Raw genomic sequence first — 18,116 nt, 5'->3', positions numbered from 1 at the left:
GCCGAGGACATCCAGTGGGCCCGGGAGCACCTGGCGCCGTGGATCGTGCGCCGGCTGCGCGGGCGCTCCAGCGGGGACGGTCGCGGGCCGAAGCGGCCGTCGCTGGAGCTCGTGTGCACCGCGGGCGCCCAGTCCGGCAAGTCCGCCTCGGCGACCGAGGAGCGCGGCGCGTGCTGACCCGGGGCTGATCAGGGGTGGGAAGACGAAGTGCGGACCTCCGAGTGCCCCCCGCTCAAAGGCCCGCACCCACCCCCACGCCCTCCCGGATCGCTCCGAGCACCCCGTTCCGGAGTGTCCGCCCCGACCCGCCCGCTCGCGCGGGCTCGGCCGGGACGGCCGGGCGGCAATCCCCCCTCGGATTTCCCCCAGTGCCGCCCGGTGCGGGTCTCGTCTGGTGCCGACCCGCACGCAAGACACTCTCGCAGCGGGGACTAGACATCCGCTAAACGCCGGCTAAACGTCCCGGCGGGACGCCTGCGACCTGGGTCAATCCTCGTCGAGGGCGGCCAGCCGGGTCCGCGCCTGGGCGGCGCGCGGCGAACCACCGGTCTCGAAGATCGACAGCGCGGTCTCCCACCGGGTGCGGGCCACCGACCGGTCACCGCGGGCCACCGCGACATCGCCGAGCCCCTGGTAGGCCGAGGCCTGGTGCATCGCGGAACCGCAGCGCTGCGCCACGTCGAGCGCCTCGTGGTGGTAGCCCTCACCGTCGTCGAGCCTGCCCAGCTCGATGCTGACCTCGCCGCAGTTGTTCAGCACCATGGCGAGCGTCTCGAGGTCGTCCGCCTCGCGGTACATCACCTCGGCTTCGAGCAGGTGCTCCAGCGCCTCGGCCAGCCGCCCGTTGGCCTGCTCGACCTGGGCGAGGTTGTTCAGCGCACCCGCCTCGCGGTACCGGTCGCCGAGCGTGCGGTAGGCGCGCAGCGCGTCCCGGCAGTGCACTTGCGCTTCCGCGTAGCGCTTCATCCGGAACAGCACCGCACCCATGTTGACCTGGGCCATCGCCAGCCAACCCGGGCTCCCGGTGGCGACGGCGCAGCGGTAGGAGTCGGCGTAGTGCGCGAGCGCCTCGTCGTGCTCGCCGGTGCGCGCGTACGCCACGCCGAGGCCCGCGGGCATCAGCACCTGCCCCACCGGGTCCGCGGCGAGCCGCGCCGATTCCAGGCCCACCGTGTAGATCTGGATCCAGTCCTCCCACGGGCAGCGCACCACCAGGTAGTTGAACTGGCAGCGCACCAGCCGCCACGCGTACTCGTGCAGGCCGTGGGCGTGCGCGGCGCGCACCGCGGCGACCAGGTTGGGCCATTCCGAGTCGAACCAGGCCAGCGCCTCGGTCCGGTTCCGGATCTCGGGCTGTTCGATGGTGGAGTCGCCGGACAGGTCGAGGTCGTCGCGGGCGGGGCGCAGGAAGCGCCGGGCGTGGTCGGCGACCACCAGGTAGTAGTGCAGCAGCCGGGTGAAGGCCTTCTCGTCGCGGTCGGCGTAGCCCTGCTCGGCCCGCGCGGAGGTCCCGTCGGCGGCGGTGAGCAGTTCCCGCGCGTAGAGCCGCAGCAGGTCGTGCATCCCGAACCGGTCCGGTTCCGGCTCGGTGACCAGGTGCGCGAGCGCGAGCGCCCGCAACCGCCGGTAGGCGGCGGGCGGATCGGTCTCGCAGACGGCGGCCACCGCGTGCGCCGTGAAGGTGTGCCCCGGCACCAGGCCGAGCTGCCGGAAGGTGGCGGCGTGCACCGGGTGCAGGTTCCGGTAGGAGATGTCGAAGGCGCGGCGCACGCTGGTGTCGGCGTCGTCGATGTCCAGCGCGTGCAGCCGGTTGCCTTCGTCGGTGAGCTCGCGGACCAGGCTCGCGACGCCGCGCGCGGGGTTGGCGGCGAGCCGGGCGGCGGCGATGCGCAGCGCCAGCGGCAGCCCGCCGCAGAGTTCGGCGAGCTCGCGGGTGGCTTCGGGTTCCGCTGCGGAACCGTCGATGCCGCCCGCCCGGTCGAGCAGCGCGACGGCGGATTCGGTGGGCAGCGTCTCCAGCGGCAGCACCCGCGCACCGCTGCGCACGACGAGCCCGTCGAGCCTGCGCCTGCTGGTGACCAGCACCAGCGAGCGGGAGCTGGAGGGCACCAGCGGCCGCACCTGCTCGGAGTCGCGGGCGTTGTCCAGCAGCACCAGCACCCGCCGGTCGGCGAGCAGCGACCGGTACAGCGCGGCCCGGTCGTCGAGGTCGACGGGGATCGCGTCGGCGGCGACGCCGAGCGTCTTCAACATGCTGGTGAGCGCCTCACCGGGGGACAGCGGCGCGCGTTCGGAGTCGAAGCCGCGCAGCGAGGCGTAGAGCTGCCCGTCCGGGAAGGCGCCCGCGACGCGGTGCGCCCAGGTGATGGCGACGGCGCTCTTGCCGACGCCCGCGGTGCCGGTGAGCACGGCGAGCAGCGTGGTGTCCCCGCGATCGCGTTCGATCATGCGGTCCAGCACGCCCATCTCGCGTTCCCGGCCGACGAATCCGGCGACGGCGGGCGGGAGTTCGGCGGGCACCGGGCCGACGGGCGCGACTTCCCGGTCGGCCTGCCGCTGGGTGCCGCTGAGCAGGGCTTCGTCGTCGCGCAGCAGCCGTTCGTAGAGGGTGCGCACTTCGGGCCCCGGGTCGATGCCCAGTTCGTGCGAGAGCCGTCCGCGCAGCGCGTGGTAGCGGGCCTGGGCTTCGGCGCGGTTGCCGGACCGGTAGCCGGCGAGCATCAGCAGGTAGGTGAGGCGTTCGCGCAGCGGGTACTGGTCGACGAGCGCGGACAGCTCGATGACGAGCCGGTGGTGCCTGCCGAGTTCGAGTTCGGAGGCGATGCGCTCTTCGAGGGCGAGCAGCCGCAGCTCGTCCAGGTTGGTCCCGACGCTCTGGTGCAGCCGTTCGGCGGCGATGCCGGAGAGCACCGGTCCGCGCCACAGCTGCAGCGCTTCGGTGAGCAGCGCGGCGCGGGCCGCGGCGTCCTTGCCGTGCGCCTCGTTGATCAGGGTGCGGGCGCGGTGCGCGTCGATGCGCTCGGGGTCGATGCGCAGCAGGTAGCCGGGCGAGCGGGTGAGCACTTCGGGCCGCCCCGGCGCGTCCGGGCGGCCGTGGCCGTGCAGCAGCCTGCGGATGCGCGAGATGTAGCCGTGCACGATGGTCCGGGCGGTGGCGGGTGGCTCGTCACCCCACAGGGTGTCGATCATCCGGTCGATCGAGACCAGCTGGTTCGGTTCCAGCAGCAGGCAGGCGAACGCGCCGCGCACGGAGGCGGAGCCGAGCCGCAGCGGCTCGTCGTCCAGCCGCACCTCCAGCGGGCCGAGCACCCGGAAGGTGAACCCGGGCGGGCCGGCGCCGACGACCTGGTCGGCGCCCGTTCCGCCGGGCACGGCGTCCCTGCCCTGCATGCCCCTCGACACCTGCCGTTCGCTGCGTGTTCGATCCTCGCCAGTTTCGGTCACCCGGGCTCGCGGAGTCCACTCTCGGCGAAGCGGACACACGGTAGCGATCTTCGGGTCGGCACCCGGTGACACCGGGCCGGGCGTCACCCGATCGGCCCAAGGCCGTGTTCCTCGCCGGTTCGGCGGGCGACCGCGCCGAAAGTTGATCATTCATCGAACCCGAGGTCAGCCGCGGGGTGCCGCACCGCACGCGGCGCAGATGCTCGCGGTGGACGGATCGGCGCCGGGCCCGCGGTATCGCCCAGTAGAGTCGGCCCCGATCGATCATCGTTCGACAGCGCCGCCCGAGAAGGAGCCCGCCGCGTGCCCACCCCGTCCACAGTGGTCGATCGCGCCGTGGGCTGCCTGCTCGGCGGGGCTCTCGGCGACGCGCTCGGCGCGCCGGTCGAGTTCCAGCAGCTCGACGGGATACGAGCCGAGCACGGCGAGCAGGGCATCACCGAACCGCCCGCGCAGGCCCTGCTCGGCGACGCCACCCAGATGACGCTGTTCACCGGCGAGGGCTACCTCAGCGCGTGGACCCAGGGCAACAACGGCGGCCAGTGGCGCCCGGTGGAGACCGTCACCGCGGCGTACCGCCGGTGGCTGATCACCCAGCAGGAGTCGAAGCCGCCACCCGGTGCGACCGGTCTGCTCGCCGAGGGCGAGCTGTACGCCAGCCGCGCCCCCGGGCTCACCAGCCTGCGCGCCCTCGGCGAACCGGAGCTCGGCAGCCCGGATCGGCCGCGGAACAGTTCCAAGGGCTGCGGCGGCGTGGACCGCAGCACCCCGATCGGCTTCGCGCCGAGCGCGACCATCGCCTACGGACTCGGCTGCCGGCTCGCCGCGCTCACCCACGGCGGCGCGGGCGGCTGGGCGTCCGCGGGCACCCTGGCGCTGATCGTGCACCTGGTCGCCGTGCAGGGCAGGCGGCTGCCGGACGCGGTGGACCAGGCGACCGGGCGGGTGCTGCGCGACGACGGCGAGACCGCCGGGTTGCTCGCGGAGGCGGCGAGCCTGTCCCGGATGGGCGCCTCCGTCGCGCACGTGGAACGGCTCGGCCAGGGCTGGATCGGCCCGGAGGCGCTGGCGATCGGCGTGTACTGCGCGCTGGCGCTGCCCCGGCCGGAGCAGTTCCCGGCGGCGCTGCGGCTCGCGGCGAACCACTCCGGGCACAGCGACAGCACCGCGGCGATCACCGGCGCCCTGCTCGGGGCGCGGCACGGCACGGCGGCGCTGCCGCGGCCGTGGCTGTCCCGGCTGGAGCTGGCGGACGTGGTGGAGCGGATCGGCCACGACATCGGCGCGTCCTGCGCGGGCGAGAAGTTCAACGAACGCCGTTACCTGGGCCTGGACCCGCAGCTGTCCACGCCCTGATCAGGCCTTGCGGGCGACCCCGGCGAGCATCCGGGAGCGCTCCGGGTCCCCGGTGAACTCCTCGTGGCCGTCGGGCCGCCAGCTCGGCGCGTACACCAGGCCCGGCTCCAGCATCTCGAAGTCGCCGAAGAACGCCTGGACCTCCGCCTTGGAGCGCAGCTGCCCGGGGTGGGTGGACTGCTCGTAGGCCTCCACCAGCCGCTCGTTCGCCACCTGCTCCTCCGCGGTCGCGTCCGAGGTGGTCCAGTGCGACACGGCCAGCAGCGATCCGGCGGGCAGCCGTTCCCGCAGCGCGGCGACCGACTCGTGCGGGTGCTCGGAGTCCTTGGAGAAGTGCAGCATCGAGACCATCAGCAGGCAGGTCGGCTCGTCGAGGTCGAACACCCCGGTGCGGTCCAGCAGCGGCCACAACCCGTCCGGGTCGGCGATCGGGTCGGCGCGCAACGCGTGGTGCCGCCGCGGATCGCCCTCACGGGCGAGGATGAGCCCGCCCAGCGACTGCACGACCGGGTCGTTGTCCACGTAGACGACCCGCGCCCGGTCCTCGTCGGCGCCGGGAGCGGAGCTCCAGTGCAGTTCGGCGACCTCGTGCACGTTGCCCACGGTGGGCAGCCCGGAGCCGATGTCGAGGAACTGGCGGAATCCGGCGTCCAGCGCGTGGCGCACCACCCGGTTCAGGAAGCGGCGGTTCTCGCGGGTGTAGGACTTGATGTCCGGGATGATGTCCACGACCCGCTGGCCGAAGTCGCGGTCGATCTCCCAGTTGTGCGCCCCGCCGAGGAACCAGTCGTAGACCCGCGCGGCGCTCGGCGTGGTGACGCTGTCCCGCATCTCCACGGGCACCGCTGCGATCGGGTGATGCAGTGTACTCATCCGCTCTCCTGGACCGCCCCGTTCACGGGTGTCGTCGTGAACCGGCTCCACCTTCGCCCATTGGGATCAAGATTCCAACCCTTCTGGGGCCTCAAGTGTGACGCCTGCAACGAGCGTGCCACTCGTGCGGGTGGCGCGCGCCTCGGCCCGGCGCGCACGCGGCGCACCGGGCCGAGCAGTGGTGATCAGCGGGTGATCGGCGCGGCGTCCCGCGCCGCGACGAACTCCGGCCGCGGCCGCCGCGCGGCGAACGGCGCCACCGGGGCGTTCTGCACGCTGTTGAACACGATGAAGATGTTCGACCGCGGGAACGGCGTGATGTTGTTGCCGGACCCGTGCATCGTGTTCGAGTCGAACCACAGCGCCGAGCCCGCCGGACCGGTGAACTGCTCGATGCCGTGCTCGTAGCCGAGCCGGGTGATGTCGTCCTCGCCGGGCACCCCCACCTTCTGCTCCTTCAGCGAGGACTTGTAGTTGTCCCCCGGCGTGCGCCCGGCGCAGGACACGTAGGTGCGGTGCGCGCCCGGCATGACCATCAGGCCCCCGTTGAACGGGTAGTTGTCGGTGAGCGCCACCGACATGCTCACCGCCCGCGGCGCCGGGAGGCCGTCCTCGGCGTGCCAGGTCTCGAAATCGGAGTGCCAGTAGAACCCGCTGCCCTTGAACCCCGGCATGTAGTTGATCCGGCTCTGGTGCACGTACACGTCGGAGCCCAGGATCTGCCGCGCGCGGTCGAGCACCCGCGGGTCGCGCACCAGCGCCGCGACCAGCTCGCTGGTGCGGTGCACTTCGAACAGCGAGCGCACCTGCCCGGAGTCCTTCTCCACGACGGTGCGCTCGTCGGCGCGCACCTCGGGATCGTCGGTGAGCCGGTCCAGCTCCTGCCAGTACTCCTGCACCTCCGCCGGGGACAGCAGGTCCGGCACGGTGTGGAACCCCTTCGCGTCGTGCGCGGCGAGGTCCTCGGCCGAGGCCGGGCCGGTGCGGACCCCGCGCCACACGACGGGATCGGTGCGATCGATGAATGCGGACTCGGCTCCGCGCCGAGTCGGATAACGGTCCTGAGTCGTCACGTCCGCGACGGTCATCAGTTGCGCCTCCTTCGCGAATTACCGCCGGAGCGGCCGACTCCAGAATCGGCCGCCATTTCTCGGTTCCTCGTTCGGTGGCAATTCCCGGATATCCGGGATGCGTCGCGCACCGCGGCAGGCAACCAGACGCTCCTCGGCTACCCGACCCCTGCGGTCATTACGCATCCGGAATCCGGCGCGAAAAAACCGCCCACGGCCGCGGGGGCGGCACGTGGGCGGTTCGAGGCGGACCGCTACCGGATCAGTCCTCCACGATCAGCGGGTACACGCCGTTCTCGTCGTGCACCTCGCGACCGGTCACCGGCGGGTTGAAGACGCAGACCGTGCGGATGTCGGTCTTGGGGCGGACCTGGTGCTTGTCGTGCTCGTTGAGCATGTACAGCGTGCCCGGCTTGAGCTGGAAGACCTCACCGGTCGACTTGTTCTCCAGCTCGCCCTCGCCCTCGTACACGAAGACGGCTTCGATGTGGTTGGCGTACCAGAAGTCGTTCACGGTACCGGCGTAGAGGGTGGTCTCGTGCACCGAGAAACCGACCTTCTCCCGCGCCAGCACGATGCGCTTGCTGCGCCAGTTCTCGGTCTGGATGTCGTCGTCGGTGTTCTCGACCTCGTCGAGCCTGCGAACGAACACAATGCCCTCCTTCGGGGTGCCGGGGATACCGGGGATGCCGAACGCGACGGCCGGCCCGGACTGCGGGCCGGCCGTTCGCGTACGTCTTTGTCAGGCAAGCACAGCTTGCACGGAATCGACGATGATCTGAAGACCCTGTTCGAGTTCCTCGTCGGTCACGGTCAGCGGCGGCATGATCTTGATCACTTCGCTCTGCGGACCGGAGGTCTCCAGGATCAGCTTCCGGTCGAAGGCCGCCTTGGAGATCTTGCCCGCGACCTCCGGGTCCTCGAAGCCGAGGCCGCGCGCGAGGCCGCGGCCCTTCGCGAGCGCGCCCTCGTACTTGTCGGCGATCTCGCCGATGACCTGGCCGACGCGCTCGCCCTTGGCGATGGTGCTGCGCTGCAGCTGGTCGTCGCTCCAGTACAGCTTCAGCGCCTCGGAGGCGGTGACGAACGCCGGGTTGTTGCCGCGGAAGGTCCCGTTGTGCTCGCCGGGCTCCCACACGTCGTGCTCGGACTTGATCAGCGTCAGCGCCATCGGGAGGCCGTAGCCGCCGATGGACTTCGACAGGCAGACGATGTCCGGGGTGATGCCCGCTTCCTCGAAGCTGAAGAACGGTCCGGTGCGCCCGCAGCCCATCTGCACGTCGTCGACGATGAGCAGCATGCCGTGCTTGTCGCACAGCTCGCGCAGGCCGCGCAGCCACTCCGGACGGGACGAGTTGATGCCGCCCTCGCCCTGCAGCGTCTCCACGATCACCGCGGCGGGCTCGTTCAGGCCGGAACCGCTGTCCTCCAGCAGCCGCTCGAAGTACAGGAAGTCCGGGTACTGCCCGTCGAAGTAGTTGTCGTAGGGCATCGGCGTGGAGTGCACCAGCGGGATGCCCGCGCCGCCGCGCTTCATCGAGTTGCCGGTGACCGACAGCGAGCCCAGCGTCATGCCGTGGAACGCGTTGGTGAAGCTGATGATCGACTCGCGGCCGGTGATCTTCCGGACCAGCTTCAGCGCGGACTCCACCGAGTTCGTGCCCGTCGGCCCGGGGAACTGGACCTTGTAGTCCAGCCCGCGCGGTTTCAGCAGCTTCTCGTCGATGGTCTCGAGGAACTCGCGCTTGGCCACGGTGGCCTGGTCCAGGCCGTGCGTGACGCCGTCGCGCTCGATGTACTCGATCAGCTTGCGCTTCAGCAGGGGGTTGTTGTGCCCGTAGTTCAGCGCGCCGGCGCCGGCGAAGAAGTCCAGGTAGGGCGTGCCGTCCTCGCCGTAGAGCCAGCTGCCACCCGCCTTGTCGAACGTCGTCGGCCAGGTGCGGCTGTAACTGCGGACCTCGGATTCGAGGCTTGCGAAGATGTCGTTCACGATCCTCCGTTCGCGGCGGCCGGAGCGGCCACCGGCTGCAAGTCGGTCATGGTCCCCACCCGGAGACCTGCCGTCGGAACTCGTTCGTCTCTGCGGCGCGGCGCGGTCCGCGCCCGCACGTCCCGCATCCCCGGCTCCCACCGGGTCGGCGCGGCGCGCTCGCGGTCAGTCCGCCGGACGCGGTGCCGCGACGGCTTCACCCGTCGCGACGCCGGGGGCCGCGAACGGGCCGATCCGGTAGAGGTCCTCGCCCAAGTGCGCGTCCGGGAACAGCTCGGCGCCGAACAGCTCGCTGCGAGCGAGCTCGGTGCCGCGGTCCCTGGCCAGCGCGGAGAACAGCTTGATCGAGGCGGTGTTGTCCGCGGTGATCGTCGTTTCCAGGTAGCGCACGCCTTCCGGCTCCAGCCGGTCGACCAGGTGGCCGAGCAGCTGCCCCGCCACCCCGCGACCGCGCTGCGACGCGTCCACCGCCACCTGCCACACCATCAGCACGTCCGGGGCGTCCGGACGCCGGTAGCCGGTGACGAAGCCGACCACTTCGCCGCCCTCGCGCGCCACCGCCGTGGTGTGCGCGAAGTCCCGGCACCACAACAGGTACGCGTAGGACGAGTTCACATCGAGCACTCGCGAATCACGGGTGATCCGATAGAGTGCGGGACCGTCCGCGACGACCGGAATGCCGATCTCGACCGGAGCGGAAGAGCCGCTCCCCGCATTCCGTCCGCCATTCGGTCCGTCGCCGTTATGGCTGGGTTTGTCGCCGGTCATGCTTTGCCAACTTAACAGAACATCCGTAACGCGTCAGGTACTCAGCCGTTTCCTGACGCCGCTACCAGGCGATACTCGATTTTCCACGTGATGAGCACTACAGGATCGTTGCATCTCGCGTGAGCGCGGTGATAACGATCTATCACGCATACTGATCGAATATGCGAACAGCGGACGTGACCTGCGGAAACGTCCGCCGCAGGGCCGTGCCCAGGGACGCCTCGATTGCGTCGGAGAATTTTCGCCACGTTCACCGGAATTGCGATCTTCGGCCGCGATCCGGGACCGCGGGTGAGCCGAGCCTCACTTTCGGCCACCGGAAACCTCCGGAAACGCGGACGTCCGGGGCCGCCGTGGCGACCCCGGACGTCGTGCTGCCGGGTCTTGCTGGGTGTCGCGGCGATCAGACGCCGGCGACCTCCTTGATCCAGTCCCGGTACTCGGTGATGTTGTTGTACGCGGTCGAGGTCGCGCGGTCGCTGGTGGAGGCCACGCCGACCTGCTTGCCGTTGGAGAACATCGGGCCGCCCGAGTCGCCACCGGCGGTGATGCCGTTGATGCGGTCCGCGCAGACCGCGGTGCCGCCGCGGTAGTCGGTGCAGGCGATGTCGGTGACCTTGACGTCCGCCACCTTCAGGTTGTCCGCCTGACACTGGGCCTCGGGCTGGTCGGTGCAGGTGGCACCCCAGCCGTAGACCTGCACGGTGTCGCCGTTGTTCACGTCGCCGGTGGTGCCCAGCGGCGAGAACTCGACGTTCATCGGGCGGTCCACGTTGACCAGGGCGAGGTCCACGCTGTCGTGGATGTGCACGCCGCCGGACTTGGCCTTGAACTCCTCACCGTCGTGCTGGTTGAGGCTGCCCACGTGGAAGCTGATCGCGTCGCCCGCGCCCTCGACGCAGTGCTGCGCGGTGAGCACCCACTCCGGCGCGATGGCGGTGGCGGAGCAGGCTTCCTGACCGTTGTTGAACTGCCGCACGGCCCAGGGAGCGTCGGTGGCGTTCTCGCCATCGATGATCATCGGCTGCATGTCGGTGGGGGCGGCCGCGGGGGCGGCCTGGGCGGGAACGGCGAAGGCGGCGGCGGCGAAGGCCACGCCGGCGACGCCGGTCAGCACTCGTGCGAGGGACACGCTGATCTCCTCTGGGTAGCAGCGGCAACGCTGTGGGGACGGACAAGTCCCCCTATGACCTCACCCATACGTGTAATGGGTCAACCAATTGGTCACTATTCGCCACCACACTGGCCGATCGGGACCTGATCGAGATGCGCCGTTCGAAGGACCCTCCCAGCATTTCGAGTGCCCACTATGGGCCTCGGCCGCACCAGGACGTCAAGGGTCGTGCGACCGCAGCGCGCGGAACGGGGACCACCGATGGAGATCACGTCGTACGCGCCGGGCACGCCGTGCTGGGTCGACCTCAACACCGCCGACCCCGGCACCACCGCGGAGTTCTACGCCGAGCTGTTCGGCTGGACCGTGCGCGACACCGGCCCTGCGAGCGGCGGCTACCTGATGCTCCTGCTCGGGGGCGAACCCGTCGCGGGCATCGGCCCGCAGTTCGAACCGGCACCGGGCCCCACGTTCTGGACCACTTACCTGTCCACCGACGACGTGGACGCCAGCGCCGCCGCCTTCCAGCGCGCGGGCGGCCAGGTGCACGTGGCCCCGATGGACGTGCTCGACGCCGGCCGGATCGCGGTCGGTTCCGACCCCACCGGCGCCGCCGTCGCGCTCTGGCAACCCCGCCGCACGGTCGGCTCCGCGCGCGTCGACGAGCCCGGGGCGCCGTGCTGGCACGAGCTCGCGACCCGCGAACCGGAACGCGCCACCGCGTTCTACCGGGAGCTGTTCGGCTGGGAGGTGGTCCCGCAGCAGGTCGCGGGTGCCGACTACCGGCTGCTGCGGCTCGGCGGCCGCGAGATCGGCGGCATGATCCGGATCGGGGCCGACTGGCCCGCCGAGGTACCGCCGCACTGGCAGGTGTACTTCGCGGTACCCGACGCGGACCGGGCCCTCCAGCGGCTGACCGCGCTCGGCGGCACCGTCCGCACCGGACCCGTCGAGATCGAACCCGGCCGGTTCGCCGTCGTCCAGGACCCGGCGGGCGGCGTCTTCGGCATCATCGCCCTGCGCGCCTGACCGCCGCGCCCGACCCGCGGGCCCGCCGGATTCCCCGCCGCACGGCCGGAATCGACGAGGCTAGGCCGGCAGCGGGTGGTCATCGCCCGGTCGGGTAGTACAGATTCGACCGCGGATCACGGATCATCAGAGGGCGAATCCAGCGGGTCGTGCCCCGGTCGCACCGGTCGGCCCCGCCGCACCCGATGCCCGCCGGGCTCCCCCACCCGGAATCGCCGGCGGCGGCGAACTCCGCGATGCCCGTCCCTGCCGGACGTCCCCGCTCGCGGATCCCCCGACCGCCGCGGGACGGAGCCGCTGAGGGGACTCGAACCCCTGACCGTCCGCTTACAAGGCGGGTGCTCTACCAACTGAGCTACAGCGGCGCGCACGGCCACGCCGTGCGCGCACATCGTAATCGGCGGTGGTCGCCCGCGGTGAAGCGGCCGGGCCGGTGGCCCCCTCGCCCGCGGGCGCGCGGGCCGGGTGTCAGGCTCGTGACGGAGGACACGAAGCGGACGTGCAACGGCCACGGCGTGCGGGCCGATGGCCGAGGGGACGAGCAACGCGGTCACCTCGAGGTGACGAGCAGGAAGGTAGGTCTGCGGTGGGAATCACGCAGCGCGCCCGTGGTGTGCTGCGGCGGCGCGACCCGGCCGAGCCGGTGGGGACACGCAACGCCGTTTACGGGCCGGCACTGCCCGAGGAATCAACGGTCCACCTGGTGATGGACCTGGGGCTGCGCATCGGCGAGGTCCAGATGGCCAGCGGTGCGGGCGCATCCGACGTCACCGCGACGATCATCGGTGTGGTCAGCGCCTACGGCCTGCCGCACTGCGAGGTCGACGTCATCTACACGTCGATCACCGTCTCCTGCTACCGGGGCACCGAGGAGGTGCCCATCACCTCGCTGCGCGTGGTGCGGAACCGGTCCATCGACTACACGCGGCTCGCCGACGTGGAGGACCTGGTCCGGAAGATCACCGCCGGTGAGATGTCCGCGTCGGACGCCTACTCCGAGCTGGACAAGATCACGTCGGCGCCGCACCCCTTCCCGCGCTGGGTCGCGACCCTCGCGTGGGCGGGCATGGCGGCCTCGCTGTCGGTGCTGCTCGGCGGCGGGGATCCGATGCTGCCCCTCGTCGCCGCGGTGGTGACGGCGCTGGTGGACCGGATCGGGCGGTACCTGAACAAACGCGCGCTGCCGTTCTTCTTCCAGCAGGCGGTCGGCGGCGCGGTGGCGACGAGCATCGCGCTGGCCTGCTCCCGGTTCGGAGTGCTGGACACCGCTGCGCTGGCCGTGGCGGCGAGCATCATCGTGCTGCTGTCCGGGATGACCGTCGTCGGGTCGATGCAGGACGCGATCACCGGCTACAACGTGACCGCCGCGGGGCGGATCGCCGAGCTCGCGCTGATGTCGGCCGGGCTGATCGCCGGCGTGGTCCTCTCGCTCTACGTCGGGGTGCAGATCTTCGCCGAGTTCGGCGGGAGCACCGACGACCTGCTGCGCAACGTCGGGGCCGCGCAGGTCTCGTCGGGGGTCCTGCTGATCCCGGTGCAGGCGCTCGCGGGCGCCTCGACCTCGGCCTGCTTCGCGCTGGCCAGCTACGCCCCGCCCCGGCCGCTCATCATCGCCGCGCTCGGCGGGGCGGTCGCCGCAGGGGTGTCAGGCGCGCTGACGAACGTGGGCGGGCTGAACACGGTCCTCGCCGGCGCGATCGCCACGACGATCGTCGGTTTCACCGGCGGCCTGGTGGCCAGGCGGCTCCGGATCCCCGCGCTGGTGATCGCGGTGTCCGGCGTGGCGCCGCTGCTGCCCGGGCTGGCGACCTACCGCGGGCTGTACCAGATCGCGGTGGTCAGCGACCCCGCCGGCATGTCGACGCTGATGCTGGCGGCCGCGACCGGTCTGGCGCTGGGCGCCGGGGTGGTGCTGGGCGAGTACCTGGCGCAGCCGGTGCGCACCCGGCTGGGCGGGTTGGAGCGGAAGCTCGCCGGCCCGCGCCTGTCCGGGCCGCTGCGGCCCACCCGGCGCCGCCTGGAATGAGGTCCGGGCGCGGTCCGGCGGGCTTCCCGCCGGACCGCCGTCCCCCGCACGGGGAGTGAGCAAGGACTCGGGGCGCGTTGGCCCACACGAACGACGCGGGCGATGGATAGATTGACTAGCCTCGCCTGCGGGTAGTGAGTGATCCGGGACGGACCGCGACGGCGGTCCAGCCGCTGGAGAGCACGATGCCGCCGGCGCAGCCCATCCCGCCCGAGACAGCAGCGGTCTCCCGAGGAGGCAACACCGGTGAGTAGGGGCAGCACGCCCGCCCGTGCGGATTTCGTCGTCGTCGCCAACAGGCTCCCCGTCGACCTGGAGAAGCTCCCGGACGGCACCGAGCGCTGGAAGCACAGCCCCGGTGGCCTGGTGACCGCGCTGGAGCCGTTCCTGCGCGCCCGCCGCGGCGCCTGGGTCGGCTGGCCGGGCGTGGCCGACGTCGACGTCGAACCGTTCACCGACGAGGACCTGCACCTGCACCCGGTGCGGCTGTCCTCCGACGAGTTCCAGGACTACTACGAAGGTTTCTCGAACGCGACGCTGTGGCCGCTCTACCACGACGTGGTGGTCCCGCCGGTGTTCGACCGGTCCTGGTGGGAGGCGTTCCGCCGGGTGAACCGCCGGTTCGCGGAGGCCGCCGCCGAGGTCAGCGCCGAGGGCGCGACCGTGTGGGTGCAGGACTACCAGCTGCAGCTGGTGCCCGCGATGCTGCGGGAGCTGCGGCCGGACCTGCGCATCGGCTTCTTCCTGCACATCCCGTTCCCGCCGGTGGAGCTGTTCATGCAGCTGCCGTGGCGCACCGAGATCGTGCGCGGGCTGCTCGGCGCGGACCTCGTCGGGTTCCACCGGCCGGGCGGGGCGCAGAACTTCCTGTGGCTGGCGCGGCGGCTCGCCGGGTTCGAACCGAGCCGCGGTCAGGTCGGGGTGCGGTCCCGGCCGGGCGTGGTGCAGGTCGGCGACCGCGCGGTGCGGGTCGGCGCGTTCCCCATCTCCATCGCCTCCTCCGAGCTGGACCAGATGGCGCGCAGCAAGGAGATCCAGCAGCGCGCCAAGGAGATCCGCGCCGAACTGGGCAATCCGCGCCGCATCATGCTCGGCGTCGACCGGCTGGACTACACCAAGGGCATCGACGTGCGGCTGCACGCGATGCACGAGCTGCTCGCCGACGGCCAGATCCGCGCCGAGGACGTGGCGATGATCCAGATCGCCACGCCGAGCCGGGAACGCGTCGAGCACTACAAGCAGATGCGCGAAGGGATCGAGCGCGAAGTCGGCCGGATCAACGGCGAATTCGGCCGGGTGGGTCACCCGGCAGTGCACTATTTGCACACGTCGGTGGACAAGAAGGACCTGGTGGCGTTCTACTGCGCGGCCGACGTCATGGTCGTCACGCCGGTCCGCGACGGCATGAACCTGGTGTGCAAGGAGTACGTCGCCTGCAGGCACGACCTGGGCGGCACGCTCGTGCTCAGCGAGTTCGCCGGAGCGGCCGCGGAACTCACCAGCGCCTTCCTGGTCAACCCGCACAACTTGGACGGCGTGAAGGAGGCCTTGCTCTCCGCCCTCGACATCGAGCAGGCCGACGGCCGCCGTAGGATGCGAGCATTGCGTAGGCAGGTGCTCACGCACGACGTCGACCGCTGGGCCCGTTCGTTCCTCGAAGCGCTCGGGACTCCCTGACGGGGCTCGACGTCGAAGAGCCCGCCGCGCGAGGTAACTGGTCGATCACCGGACGGGACGTGCGGCGGGAACCGGCAGCGGACCCGACCTGCACACCCGGCACCGAATCGATCATGCAGACCCATCCGACCGCCCAGAGGAGTATGGCGTTGACCGCCGAAGCTCTCCCCGCCGAGCTGCGCCGCACGATCGTCCAGCTCGCGCGCACCCCTCGACTGCTGGTCGCCTGCGACTATGACGGCACTCTCGCCCCGATCGTGGCCGACCCGAACGCGGCCAAGCCGCTCCCCGAATCGGTGCACGCGCTGCGTTCGCTGGCGTCCCTGCCTGCGACGACCACCGCGGTGATCTCCGGCCGCGCGCTGCGCGACCTGGCCACCCTGTCCCGCCTCCCCTCCGAGGTCCACCTCGTCGGCAGCCACGGCTCCGAGTTCGACGTGGGCTTCGTGCACGAACTCGAACCGCAGGCCACCGAGCTGCGCACCCGGCTGCAGCGCGGCCTGCAGGACATCGTCGCCGGCAAGGAGGGCGTCACCCTCGAGGCGAAGCCGGCCAGCGTCGCGGTGCACGTGCGCCGCGCCGCGGACGACGTCGCCGAGAGCGTGCTCGACGAAGTCCGCTCCGGACCCGCCACCTGGGACGGCGTGCAGGTCACCGACGGCAAGGCCGTGATCGAGCTGGCCGTGGTGCAGACCGACAAGGGCAACGCCCTCGACGCGCTGCGCCACCAGGTCGCCGCCACCGCCGCGATCTTCCTCGGCGACGACGTCACCGACGAGAAGGCGTTCGCCCGGCTGCACGGCCCCGACCTGGGGCTGAAGGTCGGCGACGGCGACACGCTCGCCGAGTTCCGCGTCGCCGACACCACGCAGGTCGCGACCGCGCTCGCCTTCCTGATGGAAGAACGGCGCACCTGGCTCTACGGCGAGCAGGCCCCGCCGATCGAGCGGCTCACCATGCTGTCCAACGAGCGCACCGTCGCCCTGCTCACCCCGGACGCGCGGCTGACCTGGATGTGCCACCCGGGCCCGGACTCGGCGGCCGTGTTCGCCGACCTGCTCGGCGGCCCCGGCGCAGGCCACTTCTCCATCCGCCCGCACGGCGGGGACGGCGCGCCGCGCAGCCCGCTGCCGCTGGGCCAGCGCTACGTGCCGGGCACCATGACGGTCGAGACCCGCTGGTCGAGGCTGCTGGTCACCGACTACCTGGAGCACGGGGTCGACGGGCACCGCACCGACCTCATCCGGGTGATCAGCGGCGAGACGAAGGCCGCCATCGAGTTCGCGCCGCGCCCCGAGTTCGGCCAGGTCCCGGTGCGGCTCGTCGCCGAACGGGACGGGCTGCGGGTGATGGGCACCGCGGAGCCGATGGTGCTGCACGCCCCCGGCATCACCTGGGAGATCTCCTCCGACGGGATGCACGAATCGGCGCGGGCCGTGGTGTCCGCCCCCGACGAGGCACCGGTCGTGCTGGAGCTGCGCTGCGGCACCGAGGACCTGGCCCCGTCCGAGCGCACCGAGCAGCAGCGCCGCGCCGCCGCCGACGTGTACTGGTCGGACTGGCTGGAGACGCTGACGCTGCCCGCCGTGGAGACCGACCTGGTCGGCCGGTCCGCGCTGACGCTGCGCGGCCTGTGCAACACCGACACCGGCGGGATCATGGCGGCCGCGACGACCTCGCTGCCGGAGGAGATCGGCGGCGTCCGCAACTGGGACTACCGCTACTGCTGGCTGCGGGACGGCTCGATGACCGCGCAGGCGCTGGTCACGCTGGGTTCCACCGCCGAGGCGGAAGGTTTCCTGGACTGGCTGCACCGCGTGCTGGAGACGCTGCCCGGACCGGAGCGCCTGCACCCGCTGTACAGCCTGCAGGGCACCAGCCTCGGGCCGGAGGCCGTGATCGACAGCCTGCCCGGTTACGCCGGTTCGCGGCCGGTGCGCGTCGGCAACCTCGCCGACCAGCAGGTCCAGCTGGACGTGTTCGGGCCGGTCGTGGAGCTCGTCTGGCACCTCGCCGAGGTGACCGGCGGCGTGCGGGACCGCGACTGGCAGCTGGTGAAGGCGATGGCCGAGGCCGTCTCGCACCGCTGGTTCGAACCGGACCACGGCATCTGGGAGGAGCGCGACCAGCCGCGCCACCACGTGTACTCGAAGGTGATGTGCTGGGTCACGCTGGACCGCGCCGTCAAGATCGCCGAGCGGTACGACCGGGAGGCCGAGCCCGCCTGGGGCCCGCTGCGCGACGAGATCGCGCAGGACGTCATCAAGAACGGCTGGCAGCCGGACGTGCAGGCGTTCACCACCGCCTACGAGGGTTCCGACCTGGACGCGGCCTCGCTGCACGTGGGCCTGTCCGGCCTGATCGACCCGTCCGACGAGCGGTTCCGCGCCACGGTGAACGCGATCGAGTCGGAGCTGCGCAGCGGCTCCACCGTGTACCGCTACCGCCGGGACGACGGGCTGCCGGGCGACGAGGGCGGCTTCCACCTGTGCGCGGCCTGGCTGATCGAGGCGTACCTGCTGATCGGCCGCCGCACCGAGGCCGAGGAGTTGTTCCAGCAGATCGTGGACACCGCGGGACCGACCGGGCTGCTCGCCGAGGAGTACGACCCGATCGCGGAGCGCTCGCTGGGCAACCACCCGCAGGCGTACTCCCACCTGGGCCTGATCCGCTGCGCGCAGCTGCTCTCCCGGTGACCGCGCGCTGACCGCACGCTCCACGGCACGGGCCGTTCACCCACCGGGTGGACGGCCCGTGCCGCGTTCGGCT

General features: G+C 71.7%; 12 protein-coding genes and 1 tRNA gene. 5 read left to right on the top strand and 8 right to left on the bottom strand.

From position 1 onward, the window contains the following. Nucleotides 1-486: 486 nt before the first annotated feature. Nucleotides 487-3,390, bottom strand: coding sequence for a BTAD domain-containing putative transcriptional regulator (locus ABZ805_RS06115; RefSeq protein ID WP_358435076.1), 2,904 nt, complete (start codon nt 3,388-3,390; stop codon nt 487-489). Between the two features lie 357 nt (nt 3,391-3,747). On the opposite strand from ABZ805_RS06115, the gene ABZ805_RS06110 reads away from it, so the two are divergent. Then, entirely contained in the window at nt 3,748-4,800 is a 1,053-nt protein-coding gene (locus ABZ805_RS06110; protein WP_358435074.1) for an ADP-ribosylglycohydrolase family protein, read from the top strand. On the opposite strand, the gene ABZ805_RS06105 is transcribed toward ABZ805_RS06110, so the two are convergent. The 6 genes from ABZ805_RS06105 to ABZ805_RS06080 all read right to left on the bottom strand — a co-directional run bounded on the left by ABZ805_RS06105 (nt 4,801) and on the right by ABZ805_RS06080 (nt 10,633). Next, the gene (locus ABZ805_RS06105) at nt 4,801-5,673 is read right to left on the bottom strand and encodes an SAM-dependent methyltransferase (RefSeq protein ID WP_358435071.1); all 873 of its coding nucleotides are present in this window, start codon (nt 5,671-5,673) and stop codon (nt 4,801-4,803) included. Nucleotides 5,674-5,858: 185 nt separating this feature from the next. Continuing rightward, nucleotides 5,859-6,761 carry an ectoine hydroxylase gene (gene thpD, locus ABZ805_RS06100; RefSeq protein ID WP_358435068.1) on the bottom strand — a complete coding sequence of 301 codons (903 nt, stop codon included), beginning with the start codon at nt 6,759-6,761 and terminating at the stop codon, nt 5,859-5,861. A 244-nt stretch (nt 6,762-7,005) separates the two neighbouring features. Further along, nucleotides 7,006-7,395 (bottom strand): ectoine synthase, encoded by a 390-nt coding sequence (locus ABZ805_RS06095; RefSeq protein WP_224960833.1) that lies wholly within the window; start codon nt 7,393-7,395, stop codon nt 7,006-7,008. 90 nt (nt 7,396-7,485) lie between these two features. Then, complete coding sequence (gene ectB / locus ABZ805_RS06090) at nt 7,486-8,733, bottom strand: diaminobutyrate--2-oxoglutarate transaminase (RefSeq protein ID WP_358435064.1); 1,248 nt, start codon at nt 8,731-8,733, stop codon at nt 7,486-7,488. Nucleotides 8,734-8,898: 165 nt separating this feature from the next. Continuing rightward, entirely contained in the window at nt 8,899-9,501 is a 603-nt protein-coding gene (ectA, locus tag ABZ805_RS06085; RefSeq protein WP_358435061.1) for a diaminobutyrate acetyltransferase, read from the bottom strand. A 403-nt stretch (nt 9,502-9,904) separates the two neighbouring features. After that, nucleotides 9,905-10,633, bottom strand: a complete 729-nt coding sequence (locus ABZ805_RS06080) for a trypsin-like serine protease (protein ID WP_358435058.1) — start codon at nt 10,631-10,633, stop codon at nt 9,905-9,907. 243 nt (nt 10,634-10,876) lie between these two features. Between ABZ805_RS06080 and ABZ805_RS06075 the strand changes: the two genes are divergently transcribed. Beyond that, nucleotides 10,877-11,644, top strand: a complete 768-nt coding sequence (locus tag ABZ805_RS06075; protein WP_358435055.1) for a VOC family protein — start codon at nt 10,877-10,879, stop codon at nt 11,642-11,644. 292 nt (nt 11,645-11,936) lie between these two features. Here the strand turns inward: ABZ805_RS06075 and ABZ805_RS06070 are convergent. After that, nucleotides 11,937-12,009, bottom strand: a tRNA-Thr gene (locus ABZ805_RS06070). A gap of 221 nt (nt 12,010-12,230) precedes the next feature. On the opposite strand from ABZ805_RS06070, the gene ABZ805_RS06065 reads away from it, so the two are divergent. The 3 genes from ABZ805_RS06065 to otsB all read left to right on the top strand — a co-directional run bounded on the left by ABZ805_RS06065 (nt 12,231) and on the right by otsB (nt 18,043). Then, nucleotides 12,231-13,670 carry a threonine/serine exporter family protein gene (locus tag ABZ805_RS06065; RefSeq protein WP_358435052.1) on the top strand — a complete coding sequence of 480 codons (1,440 nt, stop codon included), beginning with the start codon at nt 12,231-12,233 and terminating at the stop codon, nt 13,668-13,670. Between the two features lie 246 nt (nt 13,671-13,916). Further along, nucleotides 13,917-15,347: a trehalose-6-phosphate synthase gene (locus tag ABZ805_RS06060; protein WP_358435049.1), complete on the top strand. Its 1,431-nt coding sequence runs from the start codon at nt 13,917-13,919 to the stop codon at nt 15,345-15,347. A 143-nt stretch (nt 15,348-15,490) separates the two neighbouring features. Further along, nucleotides 15,491-18,043 carry a trehalose-phosphatase gene (otsB, locus tag ABZ805_RS06055; protein WP_358435046.1) on the top strand — a complete coding sequence of 851 codons (2,553 nt, stop codon included), beginning with the start codon at nt 15,491-15,493 and terminating at the stop codon, nt 18,041-18,043. Nucleotides 18,044-18,116: the final 73 nt, after the last annotated feature.

Origin of the sequence: Saccharopolyspora sp. NPDC047091, assembly GCF_040643635.1 — a bacterium.
In the GTDB taxonomy this organism is placed as follows: domain Bacteria; phylum Actinomycetota; class Actinomycetes; order Mycobacteriales; family Pseudonocardiaceae; genus Saccharopolyspora_C.
This window is presented reverse-complemented; position numbering and strand designations above follow the sequence as displayed.

What these genes read in the sequence shown, in the direction of transcription:
- ABZ805_RS06115 (WP_358435076.1), bottom strand. Translation starts at nt 3,390, where the DNA reads ATGCAGGGCAGGGACGCCGTGCCCGGCGGAACGGGCGCCGACCAGGTC.
- ABZ805_RS06105 (WP_358435071.1), bottom strand. Translation starts at nt 5,673, where the DNA reads ATGAGTACACTGCATCACCCGATCGCAGCGGTGCCCGTGGAGATGCGG.
- thpD (WP_358435068.1), bottom strand. Translation starts at nt 6,761, where the DNA reads ATGACCGTCGCGGACGTGACGACTCAGGACCGTTATCCGACTCGGCGC.
- ectA (WP_358435061.1), bottom strand. Translation starts at nt 9,501, where the DNA reads ATGACCGGCGACAAACCCAGCCATAACGGCGACGGACCGAATGGCGGA.
- ABZ805_RS06075 (WP_358435055.1), top strand. Translation starts at nt 10,877, where the DNA reads ATGGAGATCACGTCGTACGCGCCGGGCACGCCGTGCTGGGTCGACCTC.
- otsB (WP_358435046.1), top strand. Translation starts at nt 15,491, where the DNA reads ATGGCGTTGACCGCCGAAGCTCTCCCCGCCGAGCTGCGCCGCACGATC.